Genomic DNA, 14,529 nt, shown 5'->3' on the forward strand with positions numbered 1-14,529 from the left:
CTAAGTTGGCAATAAAAGAAATTGTGGAGCATCCATCTCCCATCCTGTTAAAGAAATGCAAGGAAGTCGTGAAGTTTGATAAAAAACTTGCTGAACTTCTTGATGATATGTATGAAACGATGAAAGAAGTTGACGGCGTTGGATTAGCAGCACCTCAAATAGGCGAATCAATCCAAGTTGCTATCGTTGAAGTAGATGAAGAACAAGAGGTAATTGAACTTATTAACCCCGTTGTAACCGCAGTAGGAGGGTCTGAGATTGAAATCGAAGGATGTCTTAGTTTTCCCGGTGTTTACGGTGAAGTCGAACGTCCTTTTTATGTGAAAGTTGAAGCACAGGAGCGGGACGGCTCACTTTACGAACTTGAAGCAGAAGGCTATGAAGCGCGTGCAATCCTTCATGAGATAGATCACTTGAATGGTGTTTTATTTGATTCGAAAATTATTCGTATTGTGGATCTTGAAGAACTCGAGGCGCTTGAGGCTGAGGAAATTGAAATGAGCAGAGAAGGTGAAGAAGTTTGACGTCTATTATATTTATGGGGACACCGGATTTTTCAGTGCCGATTTTATCGATGCTTCGAAGTGAAGGATATGATGTGATTGCTGTCGTCACGCAACCGGATAGACCTGTTGGAAGAAAACGAGTACTAACACCGCCCCCGGTAAAAGTAGAAGCAGAAAAGCTGGGAATACGCGTCATCCAACCGGAAAAATTAACCGGCTCTGCTGAACTCGATGAAATTATATCCTTGAATGCGGACCTAATAATTACCGCAGCATTCGGTCAACTATTGCCAAATGAATTGCTCGATGCACCGAAGCTCGGATGCATTAACGTCCACGCGTCGTTACTGCCGAAATATCGAGGCGGTGCGCCAATTCATAAGGCAATCATGGACGGTGAAATGGAAACTGGCGTCACGATTATGTATATGGTCGAAAAATTGGACGCAGGCGATATTATCTCGCAAGTCAGCGTGCCAATCAATGATACAGATGATACGGGAACTTTGTTTGACGTCTTGTCAGAAGCTGGTGTAGATCTACTGAAAAATACACTTCCATCAATTCTAAATGAAACGAACGAACGAATTGTTCAAGACGAATCTCTTGTGACGTTTGCGCGTAATATTTCAAGAGAAGAAGAACGCATCGACTGGACAAAGGGCGGTAAAGAAATTTATGACAAAATCCGTGGTCTACATCCATGGCCAGTCGCCTATTCTGTATTTCAAGACGCCAATGTGAAAATATGGTGGAGCGAAAAAGTAGAAACCTCGTCCGATGCTGAACCCGGAACGATTATCGATATTGAAACTGATCGTATTATTGTAAAAACGGGTGATAATACCGGAGTAGCAATTACCGACATCCAACCTGCCGGAAGAAAAAGAATGCCAGCTGAAGTATTTATCCGTGGAATCGGTGCGGCATGGAATAAAGGAGATCGGTTTGAATGACCAGGCCAACTAAAAAAATATGGAACGGGAATGTGCGCGACGCAGCCCTTTCCATATTGATGGAAATAAACAATAACCAAGCTTATAGCAACCTTTTACTTCATCGAACGATAAAGAAATACAATATCGAAACAAAGGATCGTGCGCTATTAACCGAACTAACTTATGGAACTCTCCAACACCGAATGACCCTTGATTATTATTTAGAACCTTTCGTTCGCGGGAAACTGGATGGTTGGGTACGTGAGCTACTCAGAATGTCGTTGTATCAAATTGTTTATTTGACCAAAATTCCACCTCACGCCGTCGTTCACGAAGCAGTTGAAATTGCGAAAAGACGCGGCCACAAAAGAATTGCGCCGACAGTTAACGGAATTTTACGTTCCGTGCTACGTAAAGGCGTTCGGTCGCTTGATGATCTCGAAGATGGCGTCGCCAAGATTGCCATCGAAACGAGTCATCCTAAATGGCTAATCGAACGTTGGATTGACTTGTACGGAGAAGAAGACGCAGTTGCAATGGCGCATGAAAATAACAATCCAGCTTCAGTCACGATGAGAGTCAACACTGCAAAAACGACTGTCGATGAGGCGATTGCCGCGCTTAAGTCTGAAGGAATTGAAGTCCGACGCGGGGAAGTCGTTCCTGAAAGCTTGATTAGTGAATCAGGAAACCCTAGCAACACAGAAAGCTTTAAAAATGGACTCATCACCATCCAAGATGAAAGTTCAATGTTGCCTGTTAATGCACTTGATGTAGAACCGGGTATGAAGGTGCTTGATATGTGCGCAGCACCCGGCGGGAAATCAACCCATATCGCAGAAAAAATGAACGATGAAGGCGAAGTGTATGCGCATGACATTCACGAGCATAAAATAAAACTGATTCAGTCGAATACAGAAAGACTCGGTCTCCGTTCGATAATTCCCAAAAGCGGCGATAGTCGAGAGTTAGTAAACTTATACGGTGAATCATCGTTTGACCGAATTCTCCTTGATGCACCATGCAGCGGATTTGGCGTTATTCGAAGAAAACCGGAAATAAAGTATGTTAAAAATGAGAAAGATATTAAAGGTTTACTGACCATTCAATCAGAACTATTGGACACTGCAGAAAAACTTCTAAAACCAAATGGTGTTATCGTGTATAGTACATGTACAGTTGAACATGAAGAAAATCGCGGGATGGTTGAAAGGTTTCTAGAAAAACATCAAAATATTGAGCTGATTCCATTGCCGAATTTACATGAAAATGAAAAACTTTCGATTGAAAATGATACACTTCAAGTATTGCCTCAACACTTCGGGGGAGACGGTTTTTTCGTCGCAGCTTTTAGAAAAAAACTTTAAGATATAAATAGACAAGATAGAATGGGGAGATGGATGGTGCAATTTGAAGTTCTTTCAGATATTGGGAAAAAAAGAACAGTGAATGAAGACGGCGCGGCGGTCTTTACACTTCCCGAAGGAATAACACTTGCGGTCATTGCAGATGGTATGGGGGGACATCGCGGAGGAGATTTTGCAAGTTCAACTGCGATAACAGTACTCGAAGAGGAATTTATGAAATTAAAGGATCGAGAAATCGATCAAGAAATGGATTGGACTGTTTGGCTCAAAGAAACAATATTTCAAGTCAATCGATTCTTATTTAATTATGCAAAAGATCATGAGGAATACAAGGGAATGGGGACTACTCTTGAAGCAGCGATTATTAAAAATCATTCCTGCCATATTTACCATATCGGTGACAGTAGAGTTTATTTGATTGATCCTGAGGGAATACGTCAAATTACGGTAGATCATTCCTATGTAAATGTTCTTCTCGAAAGCGGGGAAATCACTAAGGAAGAAGCTGCTAAACACCCACAACGTAACTGGATTATGAAAGCCCTTGGATCTGAAAGAACAATTGAACCCGACTATCATTCAGAAGTACTTGGAAAAGATAGCTATCTTCTTCTCTGTACAGATGGTTTAAGTAATAAAGTGGATGTAGAATCGATGCAAAGTATTATTTTATCGGATCGCTCACTGCGTGAAAAAACGGAAGCGCTCGTAAACTTAGCAAATAAATTGGGCGGCGAAGATAACATTTCAGTTATATTGTTAAAGCCTTCGGATGAGGAGGTGTCGGTCCTGTGATAGGCAAACGAATAGGTGGACGTTATGAAATATTGAAATTTATCGGCGGGGGCGGTATGTCGCGCGTCTATCTTGCACACGATATTATCCTCGATCGTGATGTCGCGATAAAAGTTCTAAATTATGACTTTTCAAATGAAGAAGAACTTAAACGACGTTTTATGAGAGAGGCTCTTTCCGCTACAAGCTTAACGCATCCGCATATTGTTGATATCTATGATGTAGGAGAAGACGGCGATATCCATTATTTAGTAATGGAGTTTATTGAAGGGCAAACACTGAAGGAATATATCAATTCCAATGGACCATTAGCACCTGAACAAGCTTTGCCAATTATGCGGCAACTTGTTTCCGCCATCTCAAACGCGCATTACAACGGCATTGTTCACCGAGATATAAAACCGCAAAACATTTTGATGGATCACGATGGAAATGTGAAAATAACTGATTTTGGAATCGCAATGGCATTAAGCGCTACCGCTTATACAAAGACAAATTCAGTTTTGGGTACCGTTCATTATCTGTCCCCTGAACAAGCGCGCGGCGGCATGGCAACGAAAAAATCAGATATTTATTCTTTGGGAATTGTGTTTTATGAATTATTAACAGGGAAATTGCCATTCTCGGGTGAATCGGCGGTTTCAATCGCTTTAAAACATTTACAAGAAGAAACGCCTTCTGTCCGAAAGTTATTTCCGACAGTTCCACAAAGCGTTGAAAATGTAATTTTAAAAGCGACAGCTAAAGACGCTGTTAGTAGATATAGATCTGCAGATGAAATGCAAGATGATCTTGCAACAGTATTATCGCCCGAACGTGCAAATGAAGAAAAGTTTGTCAGTTCGTTTGATGATGAATCGACACGTGTGATTCCCGCTATAACGGCAACATCCAAGTTCGATAATGTACAGCAAACAAAAGAAAATCAACCCGTAAACCCTGAAGTCGAAGAGGTTGTCGAACCAGTCAAAAAGAAGCGGAAGAAATGGCCGATAGTCGTCGGGATTTTAGCAGGTCTTGCTGCAATTGCTCTGTTAATCGTGTTTCTACCTGGTTTATTGGGACTTAATAAAATAGAAGTTCCCGATGTTAGCGATTATGACGAGAAAGAAGCAATCGATCTACTTGAAGAGAAAGGTTTTATTGTCGCAGAGGATAGAACTGAACAAACTTCTGATGAATTTGAAGCGGGAAAAGTCATTCGAACTGTTCCAGAAGCTGGTAAGGAACGAAGAGCGGGGACTGAAATTACGCTTTATATTAGTACAGGAAAAGAAGTCACAGAATTAGATGATTATACCGGCCGAGACATCGGGCAAGTTAAAGGTATTGTAGAAGAAGTGTTTAAATCAATTGAAATAGAAGAAGTTTTTGACGATGAAATACCAAAGGGAACAATAATAAAACAAGAACCTGAAGCAGGTAAAGAATACGTTTTAAGTGAAACTGATCTCGTCTTTACGGTAAGCAAAGGGAAAGAGATGCGAAAACTTGAAAATCTTGTTGGTTATGATGAACAGAAATTAGAGGAATATGCCAAGTCGTCTGGTTTAAACATAGTCGTGACTAGTAAAGAACATCACGCTACAGTCGGATCAGGCAGAATTATTTCTCAAGAACCAGCTGCTGATACAATGATGGAAAAAGGCGGCAGAGTTGAAGTTATCCAATCCTTAGGTCAAGAACAAAAGCCGATTAGACAATTAATCCAAACCGTAACCATTGAATATCTTCCTGAAGAACCTGAAGATGGTGAGGAAGAAGACCCTGAAGCAGAAAGAAAGCCGAATAGAATTCGGATTTATATCGAAGATCGTAAAAATTCCATGACTGATGTTTTTAGTGATTTCGAAATCACCGAAGATACGCCGAGACGTATAACCATTGAGTTGGAAGAAGGTCAAAGCGGTGCGTATCGCATTATGCGTGATGACGAGCAGATTGCAGAAGAAAAATTCGATTACGATGACGTTGATTGAGAAGGAAGGTAATTTCTCTGGAAGGACAAATTAGAAAAGCGATTAGCGGATTTTATTATGTGGAAAATGATGGCGTAATCGTTCAATGTAAAAGCCGCGGTGTTTTTCGGAAGCGGGGCGTTCATCCACTAGTTGGTGACTTTGTTACTTTCGTTCCCGACGGTGCTAATGATGCGACGATTACAGTTGTTCACGAAAGAAAAAATGAACTCGTGCGTCCGCCAATTTCAAATGTGGATCAAGCGATTCTCGTATTTTCAATCGTGGAACCAGACTTTAGTGCGCATTTACTTGACCGTTTTCTTACCGTTATTGAATCGTTTAAAATCCGACCCGTTATTTGTTTGACGAAAAAAGATCTGGCGAATGAAAAAGAGCTAGAGCAAGTTGAAAAAGCTGCAAAGTATTACGAGAAAATCGGTTATCAAGTCATGACGACCTTTATCGATGATGAAAATTTACCGGAAATGCTTAAACCAATTTTGAATGGAAAAACAACCGTGTTGGCAGGACAATCAGGTGTAGGGAAGTCTACATTATTAAATACTGTGCTTCCCTCACTTGGTTTAAAAACAGGCGTGATATCAGAAGCCCTTGGCAGAGGAAAGCATACGACCCGCCATGTTGAACTATTAGAAGTCGCTGGCGGCCTCGTTGCGGATACTCCGGGCTTCAGTTCACTTGAGACTGACCATATCGAAAAAGAAGAACTTTCTCGCTACTTTGTAGAAATCGATCAAGCATCGGATTATTGTAAATTCCGTGGATGTTTACATTTTAATGAACCGAAATGTGAAGTGAAGAAATTAGTGGAGGATGGAGAAATTGCAAAACATCGCTACGAAAACTATCTTTACTTTTTACAGGAAATAAGAGAAAGAAAGCCGAGGTATGAAAAACATGATTAAAATTGCACCTTCAATTTTGGCTGCAGATTTTTCAAAGCTTGCAGAAGAAGTACGGGAAGTTGAAAAAGCCGGAGCGGATCTTATCCATATCGACGTGATGGATGGTCACTTTGTACCCAATATTACAATGGGCCCAATCGTAGTGGAAGCGCTACGACCGGTAACATCATTACCGCTGGACGTCCATTTAATGATTGAAAATCCGGATGCTTATATTGAACAGTTTGCAAAAGCTGGAGCTGACTATATAACGGTACATGTTGAAGCATGTCCCCATTTACATCGCACGCTTCAACTGATTCGGTCCACTGGGGTAAAAACTGGGGTCGTTTTGAATCCTCACACACCTGTAGAATCGATTCTTCATGTTCTTGATAATGTCGATATGGTGTTATTTATGACGGTCAATCCAGGATTCGGCGGTCAAGCGTTTATTCATTCAGTTCTCCCGAAAGTAAAACAGCTGTCCACAATTATTAAAGAACGGAATTTGGAGATTGAAATTGAAATAGACGGCGGAGTCGATGAAAATACGATCATTCCATGTGTCGAAGCAGGAGCCACAATATTAGTCGCAGGTTCGGCTATTTTCAATCAAGAAAATCGCGCTGAAGCTTTACAAACCATTAAAGCAGCTGGAGAAGGAGCTTTGCAAAAATGAAATATGCCGTTGTCTGTGCGGGGGGTCCTGAACATGAGGTTGCGGAATTATCCGGATTTCATGTGGATGAAACTGTTTTTATCGGTGCAGACAGAGGGGCGGTTCATCTACTCGAAAAGGGAATCACACCTAAAGAGGCGGTAGGCGATTTCGATTCTGTTTCACTAGAAGAATATGAAAAAATTAAAGAAGCAGTTAAAAATATTTCGAAATTCAATGCTGAAAAAGATGAAACCGATACTGAACTGGCGATTGAACGTGCGCTCTCCTATAATCCTGAACATGTATTATTAACGGGTGTCACGGGCGGCCGACTTGATCATTCAGCGTCTGCATTACATCTTCTGTACCGATTACAAATTGAATATCCAAACATTTCATTTTCAATTATCAACCAGACAAATGAAATGTCGATCCTTCTACCGGCTGTACATAAGTTGGTTCAAGACAATCGTTATCAATTTGTTTCATTTTTTTCTTTTGGCCGAAAAGTGACAGGCCTTACGCTTACTGGATTTAAGTATGAAACAATCAATGAAACACTCGATTTGGGCATGACAAAGTTTACAAGTAACGAGACAGCTTCTCATATCTGTACTATCTCATTCCGCGGGGGCATATGCTTAATGGTAAGGAGTTCAGATGCTTGAAAGGAGTGGGGAGTTGCGGGTTTATACATTTACACTACCAAAGTTTGTGAGTGGTTTCGTCCGGAAATGTATCGTTATCTTTCGTAAAGATGAAAAATCTAAGCCATCGCCATCGAACAAGAAGAAGAGGAAGAAAAACGAAAAAATGCCAGGCTGAAGTTTTTCAGCTTGGCATTTTGTTTCTCTGGGAAACTATAGAATTACGGACTGTGGAAATCTCCTAACATAGAGATTTCACGTCTAGCTTCAGGCGCCAGCCCCTCGGGTCATAAGTAATCCAACTATGTGGCAAAGGACGCCACGTCGCTGGATTACTTATGCCTGTCGGGGCTAGACGGGCGCCTTCCGCTTTTGTTCTACAAAATTAAACTCTTTGAACTTTACCTGATTTTAGAGCTCTTGCAGAAACCCAAACTCTTTTAGGTTTTCCGTCAACGAGAATACGGACTTTTTGAAGGTTCGCTCCCCATGTACGTCTGCTTGAGTTTAGTGCGTGAGAACGTGTATTTCCTGTACGGGCTTTACGGCCAGTGATTACGCATTGTTTAGACATATTTGTACCTCCTCGTAAATGAAGATTAAGCGATGCATTTCTTAAATTCGCATACAACTAAATTTATCACATATATGTCCCCATTGCAACCTATTTCGATGGAACTTTCAAGCTAAATACCTTTACATCTACTTTGAAAAGAAAATGCTTTCTTTTATTATTATGTGGAGTATAGTACAATAGGGTGAGTAAAACTAGGATGCGGAGGGACACACTATGTCAATCGAAGTATTAAACGAGTATGGCAAGATCGATATAACGAATGACGTTATCGCTCAAGTCGTTGGTGAATCTGCTATAGAGTGCTATGGTATTGTAGGTATGGCTTCTAAGCATCAAATCCGAGATGGTTTAACAGAAATTCTGCGAAAAGAAAACTTTACACGCGGCGTCATTGTTCGAAATATCGGTGAGGAAACGCATATTGATATGCACGTTATAATTGGGTACGGAACAAAAATTTCGGAAGTTGCCTACCAAGTACAATCAAAAGTAAAATACACATTAAAGAAAACAGTGGGATTATCCGTAAAATCGGTTAATATATTTGTCCAGGGAGTTCGCGTAACGAACCTGTAGAAGGAGGAAATTATTTCAATGAAGTCAATAGATGGTTTAAAATTTGCGGAAATGATAAAGCTCGGTGCTCATCATCTTTATCTGAACGCCGACTACGTCGATTCGTTAAACGTGTTTCCCGTTCCTGATGGTGATACAGGAACAAATATGAATTTGTCTATGACATCAGGGGCGAATGAAGTCGCCGCAAATGCTGTCCCGCATATTGGTGAAACGGCAGGGGCGCTCTCGAAAGGATTGCTTATGGGGGCGCGTGGAAATTCAGGTGTTATTTTATCGCAATTATTCCGTGGTTTTGGAAAAGCGATTGAAAATGAAGCTTTTCTTGACGGTAAAAAATTTGCATCCGCGTTACAATATGGTGTTGAAACAGCGTATAAAGCAGTTATGAAACCTGTAGAAGGTACAATATTAACAGTTGCAAAAGATGCTGCAAATGTTGGCGTGGAAGTATCAAAAACAACAGATGATTTCATTGAAGTAATGGAAGCAGTTGTACGCGAATCGAAAGCTTCACTTGAACGCACGCCTGATTTACTTGCAGTGTTAAAAGAAGTCGGAGTTGTGGATAGCGGCGGGCAAGGACTTGTATATGTCTACGAGGGCTTTTTGGCATCTCTGAAAGGCGAAGGACTTCCGGAAAGAACCGACGAACAAGCGATGAAAGAAATGATCAATGAGCAACATCATCTTAGCCTTCAAGGCTTTATGAATACAGAGGATATTATCTTTGGTTATTGCACGGAGTTCATGGTGAAATTCGAAGATGAAAAGCTATTGAATAATCCTTATGACGAATCTAATTATCGGGAAGAATTAAGTCAGTTCGGAGATTCACTGCTTGTTATTTCAGATGACGACGTTGCAAAAGTTCATATTCATTCAGAAGAGCCGGGCGACGTACTTTCATTTAGTCAAAAATATGGTTCACTCATTGATATTAAAATTGAAAATATGCGTGAACAACATATAAACCTTGTTGGTGCAGATCACAATGTACATAATGTTAAACAATCTGAATCCATTAAACATCCTTATGCAATTGTAACGGTTGCAATGGGTTCCGGAATAGCTGAATTATTGCAGAGTGTTGGCGCATCGGCAGTTATCGAGGGTGGACAAACCATGAATCCATCCACTGAAGATATCGTAAAAGCAATTGAAGATATCAGCGCCGAGCGTGTTTTAATATTACCGAACAATAAAAACATTATCATGGCTGCAGAACAAGCCGCGGAAATAATCGGAATTGAAGCGGCGGTTGTACCAACGAAAACTGTTCCAGAAGGATTATCTGCGATTCTTGCGTTTAATCCAGAGGCTGAAGTTAGCGTCAATGCAACTGCGATGACGGAAGCTGCCTCTCATGTAAAAACAGCGCAAGTAACGCATGCGGTTAGAGATACAACAATTGATGGCCTGACAATAAAGAAAGGCGAATACATGGGAATTGCAGAGGGGAAAATTGTAACAACTCATGCATCAATTGAAGAAGTAACAAAAGAATTATTATCAAAAGTTGTAGATGATGACGCTGAAATCGTTACGGTCCTTTACGGCGAAGAAGTAACGGAAGATGCCGCTTCTCTCATAGAAAGTTATATCGAAGATAACTTTGACCATGTGGAAGCTGAACTTTATAATGGGAACCAACCGCTTTATCCGTATATTATTTCAGTCGAATAATAGTCGAAAACAGTGCTGCTTATTCATAAGCAGCACTGTTTTTTTGAGGAAAGACGAAGTTTTTTGTTCTATTCAAGATTTTCATGTAAAATAGGAATCAGGATATAGTGAGGGGGAAATTCAGATGAAATTCAGATCAGTATTTGAAATAATCGGTCCAGTCATGATCGGACCTTCATCTTCACATACAGCAGGGGCTGCAAAGTTAGGACGCGTAGCACGGACACTTTTCGGACGCCAACCGGAATGGGCTCGTATTCACCTATATGGTTCTTTTGCAGAAACATATAAAGGGCATAGTTCAGACGTTGCGATTATTGGGGGATTACTAGATTACGATACTTTCGATGAACGTATAAAAACTTCGTTTGAAGAAGCAGAAAAAGTTGGTTTGACATTTGAATTTATTCCTGAGGAAGAAGAGATGCCTCATCCGAACACGGCAAAAATTGTTATTGGGGATAGCAAAAGTGTTATGGAATTGACGGGGATCTCAATTGGCGGCGGGAAAATGGAAGTTGTTGAACTAAACGGATTCCCACTAAGGCTTTCAGGGAATTATCCAGCACTTTTGGTAGTCCATGAAGATACAGCCGGAGTCATTGCAAACGTTTCCAATGCACTCGCTACAAGAGGCGTGAACATTGCGCATATGGAAGTCGGCCGTAAAGAAAAAGGTCAAATGGCGTTAATGGTTATCGAAGTCGACCAGTTAATCGATGACGAACTTATCGATGAAATAAAAGTTTTACCACATATTACACAAATCTCAACGATTGCCGATTAAGGGGGACGAAAAAATGGATGTATTATTTAGCTCAGTAAAAGAACTTGTCGCGCTTGCGGAATCGCAAAATAAACCTATATCAGAAATAATGATCGAACAGGAAATATTAATCACGAAAAGAACTCGTGAAGAGATAATCGATCAAATGGATAATAATTTAAAAGTCATGGAAGAAGCAGTTGAAAAAGGATTGCAGGGTGTCCGCTCAACATCGGGTTTAACCGGCGGGGATGCTGTACTGATTCAAAAATATATGGAATCCGGAAAATCACTTTCTGGGGACGTCATCTTAGACGCGGTAAGTAAAGCAGTCGCAACGAATGAAGTAAACGCGGCAATGGGACTGATTTGTGCAACACCGACAGCTGGTGCGGCTGGAATTGTTCCGGGCACTTTATTTGCAGTGAAAAACAAATTGAATCCAACTCGGGAACAAATGATCAATTATTTATTTACTTCAGGTGCATTTGGTTTTGTCGTTGCAAACAATGCTTCCATATCCGGTGCAGCGGGCGGGTGTCAAGCTGAAACGGGATCGGCCGGGTCAATGGCTGCTGCTGCAATTGTTGAAATGGCCGGCGGTACACCACAGCAAAGTGCCGAGGCTTTTTCGATTGTCATGAAGAATATGCTTGGACTTGTCTGTGATCCAGTTGCAGGCCTTGTTGAAGTGCCTTGTGTAAAACGAAATGCAATGGGAGCGGCTAAAGCGTTAGTCGGTGCAGACATGGCGCTTGCGGGCGTAGTCAGTCGAATTCCTACGGACGAAGTAATCGAAGCGATGCACCGAATTGGTCAGTCAATGCCTTCAGCTTTACGGGAAACGGCAAAAGGCGGACTAGCGGCAACACCTACGGGAAAGGCATTGCAAGCAAAAATATTTGGAGAGCAAACGGTTGGAAGTAGCTCGAACACTTAATGACTCAGTAACTACCGTAAAAGGAATCGGAAAGAAGGCTGGAGAACAGCTTGAGTCATTGAGAATCATCACCATTTCCGATTTAATAATGACGTTCCCGTATCGTCATGACGATTTTACATTGAAAGATTTATCTGAAACACCACATAATGAGCGTGTCACAATTGAAGGCAGAGTCGAAAGTGAACCCGCCGTTTTATTTCTTGGGAATAAACGATCCCGTCTTCAAGTCCGTCTTCTTGCCGGCAGGCATCTCGTGAAGGCGGTCTTTTTTAATCAGCATTATTTAAAAGATCGACTCGAACCAGGATCGATTGTAACGGTAACCGGGAAATGGGACCGCGGCAGACAATCAATCAATGTATCGAACTTTACTTCGGGTCCGAAATCCGAACAAGCAAACTTTGAACCTGTTTATAGTTTGAAAGGCGTTATGCATCAGAAAACTTTTCGACGCTTTATGCGAAGTGCATTAGATAGCGTCGTAGGACTTCATGAAGATCCACTGCCTGCTGACATTCTCGAAGCATATAAATTACCAACACTAGAGCAAGCTCTGGAAATGATTCATTTTCCTAAAAGTCCAGCGCATATGAAACACGCCAGAAGAAGATTTGTTTACGAAGAGCTTTTACTTTTTCAATTAAAAATGCAAGGAATGAAAAAGATAAGGAAAGAGTCGGATAAAGGCGTCATTATCGACTATAATCTCAATAAAGTGAAGGATCTAATCGCTTCATTGCCGTATGAATTAACGGGTGCGCAAAAACGCGTCGTCAACGAATTATGCGCCGAATTGAAAAGCGATGCGCGGATGAATCGACTTCTGCAAGGAGATGTTGGTTCGGGTAAAACTGTCGTAGCGGCAATTGCGCTTTATGCAGCCATAACGGCAGGATTCCAGGGGGCCCTCATGGCGCCGACGGAGATACTTGCGGAACAACATGCGGCATCACTCGCTGAATGGCTAGAGCCTTTTGGCGTAACTGTCGCATTTCTTTCTGGTTCAACAAAAGGTAAAGCAAGAGAAAATTTGCTTGAAAGATTAGCAGCGGGCGATGTCGATTTACTTATCGGTACGCATGCGCTTATTCAACCAGATGTGATCTTTAAAAACTTAGGTCTCGTCATAACGGACGAACAACATCGTTTCGGCGTGGAACAAAGACGCGTGCTGCGCGAAAAAGGCATTAATCCCGATGTTTTATTTATGACAGCAACGCCAATTCCAAGAACGCTCGCGATTACAGTGTTCGGAGAAATGGATGTCTCTGTATTGGATGAATTGCCAGCGGGCCGTAAAGAAATCGAAACGCATTGGATGAAAGAGGAATCCCTGCATCCGATATTGAATAAGATGCAAGCTGAACTGCAAGCCGGAAGACAAGCTTATGTCATTTGTCCGCTTATTGAAGAATCGGATAAACTAGACGTTCAAAATGCGGTCGATGTTTACGAGCAATTATCGACTCATTTTCGAGGTCGATTCACAGTCGGACTCATGCATGGTCGACTTCATTCTGATGATAAAGAAAACATAATGCGTCAGTTCAGTGAAGGCGAAATAGATGTTTTGGTATCCACAACGGTTGTTGAGGTCGGCGTAAACGTTCCAAACGCGTCTTTCATGTTAATATACGATGCAGGACGTTTCGGCCTATCCCAACTTCACCAATTAAGAGGGCGTGTTGGAAGGGGAGCAGCGCAGTCATACTGTGTCCTATTAGCAGACCCGAAAACGGAAGAAGGCAAGGAACGAATGCAGTCGATGACAGAAACGAATGATGGGTTTGTTTTAGCGGAAAAGGACTTGGAGCTCAGAGGCGCTGGCGACTTTTTCGGCAGGAAACAAAGCGGTATGCCAGAATTCAAGATGGCGGATCTCGTCCATGATTTCAGGGCGCTCGACACAGCAAGGAAAGATGCAGAAAAGTTCCTAGCTTCCGATGAATTTTGGAATGCACCAGAATATGCACTTTTAAGAAAGCGGCTTGAGGAATCAGGCGCGCTGGGGAATGAACGAATTGATTGACGAAGTTGGATTTTAATCAAATATACTACAGCCGATGCCCTAGTATGGGTATCGGCTTTGTTATTGGCTCCAACTCCACGAGTCACAAAAAAACGCCTTGCGCATGTCGTCTACCATTTCTTACTGTCTAGTTCCAGCAGCCAGATGCTCGGGTCGTAAGTTGATTTAT

At 41.6% G+C, this 14,529-nt stretch carries 15 protein-coding genes; 14 read left to right on the forward strand and 1 reads right to left on the reverse strand.

Annotated elements, in window-relative coordinates; all coding sequences use genetic code 11:
• Positions 1-5 precede the first annotated feature (5 nt).
• Genes def through spoVM form a run of 9 tightly spaced genes read left to right on the forward strand, consistent with a single transcriptional unit; the run spans position 6 to position 7,961 of the window.
• Positions 6-524 (forward strand): peptide deformylase, encoded by a 519-nt coding sequence (def, locus tag JSQ81_RS18950; protein WP_212605535.1) that lies wholly within the window; start codon positions 6-8, stop codon positions 522-524.
• Entirely contained in the window at positions 521-1,462 is a 942-nt protein-coding gene (gene fmt / locus JSQ81_RS18955; RefSeq protein WP_212605536.1) for a methionyl-tRNA formyltransferase, read from the forward strand. Before def ends, fmt begins: the two co-directional genes overlap by 4 nt.
• Complete coding sequence (rsmB, locus tag JSQ81_RS18960) at positions 1,459-2,811, forward strand: 16S rRNA (cytosine(967)-C(5))-methyltransferase RsmB (protein WP_212605537.1); 1,353 nt, start codon at positions 1,459-1,461, stop codon at positions 2,809-2,811. The genes fmt and rsmB overlap by 4 nt, the downstream gene beginning before the upstream one ends.
• 33 nt (positions 2,812-2,844) lie before the next feature.
• On the forward strand, positions 2,845-3,606 hold the full coding sequence (locus tag JSQ81_RS18965) for a Stp1/IreP family PP2C-type Ser/Thr phosphatase (RefSeq protein ID WP_249336579.1): 762 nt from the start codon (positions 2,845-2,847) through the stop codon (positions 3,604-3,606).
• Positions 3,603-5,585 carry a Stk1 family PASTA domain-containing Ser/Thr kinase gene (gene pknB, locus JSQ81_RS18970; protein ID WP_212605538.1) on the forward strand — a complete coding sequence of 661 codons (1,983 nt, stop codon included), beginning with the start codon at positions 3,603-3,605 and terminating at the stop codon, positions 5,583-5,585. The genes JSQ81_RS18965 and pknB overlap by 4 nt, the downstream gene beginning before the upstream one ends.
• Positions 5,582-6,493 (forward strand): ribosome small subunit-dependent GTPase A, encoded by a 912-nt coding sequence (gene rsgA / locus JSQ81_RS18975; protein WP_249336580.1) that lies wholly within the window; start codon positions 5,582-5,584, stop codon positions 6,491-6,493. Before pknB ends, rsgA begins: the two co-directional genes overlap by 4 nt.
• Complete coding sequence (gene rpe / locus JSQ81_RS18980) at positions 6,486-7,154, forward strand: ribulose-phosphate 3-epimerase (RefSeq protein ID WP_212607746.1); 669 nt, start codon at positions 6,486-6,488, stop codon at positions 7,152-7,154. Before rsgA ends, rpe begins: the two co-directional genes overlap by 8 nt.
• On the forward strand, positions 7,151-7,804 hold the full coding sequence (locus JSQ81_RS18985; RefSeq protein WP_212605539.1) for a thiamine diphosphokinase: 654 nt from the start codon (positions 7,151-7,153) through the stop codon (positions 7,802-7,804). Before rpe ends, JSQ81_RS18985 begins: the two co-directional genes overlap by 4 nt.
• The gene (gene spoVM, locus JSQ81_RS18990) at positions 7,797-7,961 is read left to right on the forward strand and encodes a stage V sporulation protein SpoVM (protein ID WP_249336581.1); all 165 of its coding nucleotides are present in this window, start codon (positions 7,797-7,799) and stop codon (positions 7,959-7,961) included. Before JSQ81_RS18985 ends, spoVM begins: the two co-directional genes overlap by 8 nt.
• 207 nt (positions 7,962-8,168) lie before the next feature.
• Here spoVM and rpmB read toward each other — a convergent pair whose 3' ends face one another.
• Complete coding sequence (gene rpmB / locus JSQ81_RS18995; protein WP_212605541.1) at positions 8,169-8,357, reverse strand: 50S ribosomal protein L28; 189 nt, start codon at positions 8,355-8,357, stop codon at positions 8,169-8,171.
• A gap of 216 nt (positions 8,358-8,573) precedes the next feature.
• On the opposite strand from rpmB, the gene JSQ81_RS19000 reads away from it, so the two are divergent.
• From JSQ81_RS19000 to recG, 5 genes are all read left to right on the forward strand, one after another.
• Positions 8,574-8,936 (forward strand): Asp23/Gls24 family envelope stress response protein, encoded by a 363-nt coding sequence (locus tag JSQ81_RS19000; protein ID WP_212605542.1) that lies wholly within the window; start codon positions 8,574-8,576, stop codon positions 8,934-8,936.
• 18 nt (positions 8,937-8,954) lie between these two features.
• On the forward strand, positions 8,955-10,622 hold the full coding sequence (locus JSQ81_RS19005; RefSeq protein ID WP_212605543.1) for a DAK2 domain-containing protein: 1,668 nt from the start codon (positions 8,955-8,957) through the stop codon (positions 10,620-10,622).
• A 124-nt stretch (positions 10,623-10,746) separates the two neighbouring features.
• Complete coding sequence (gene sdaAB / locus JSQ81_RS19010) at positions 10,747-11,409, forward strand: L-serine ammonia-lyase, iron-sulfur-dependent subunit beta (RefSeq protein WP_212605544.1); 663 nt, start codon at positions 10,747-10,749, stop codon at positions 11,407-11,409.
• 13 nt (positions 11,410-11,422) lie between these two features.
• Entirely contained in the window at positions 11,423-12,328 is a 906-nt protein-coding gene (sdaAA, locus tag JSQ81_RS19015; protein ID WP_212605545.1) for an L-serine ammonia-lyase, iron-sulfur-dependent, subunit alpha, read from the forward strand.
• Positions 12,306-14,360, forward strand: a complete 2,055-nt coding sequence (recG, locus tag JSQ81_RS19020) for an ATP-dependent DNA helicase RecG (protein WP_212605546.1) — start codon at positions 12,306-12,308, stop codon at positions 14,358-14,360. Before sdaAA ends, recG begins: the two co-directional genes overlap by 23 nt.
• The last annotated feature ends 169 nt before the right edge of the window (positions 14,361-14,529 follow it).

Source organism: Sporosarcina sp. Marseille-Q4063 (assembly GCF_018309085.1).
GTDB lineage: Bacteria > Bacillota > Bacilli > Bacillales_A > Planococcaceae > Sporosarcina.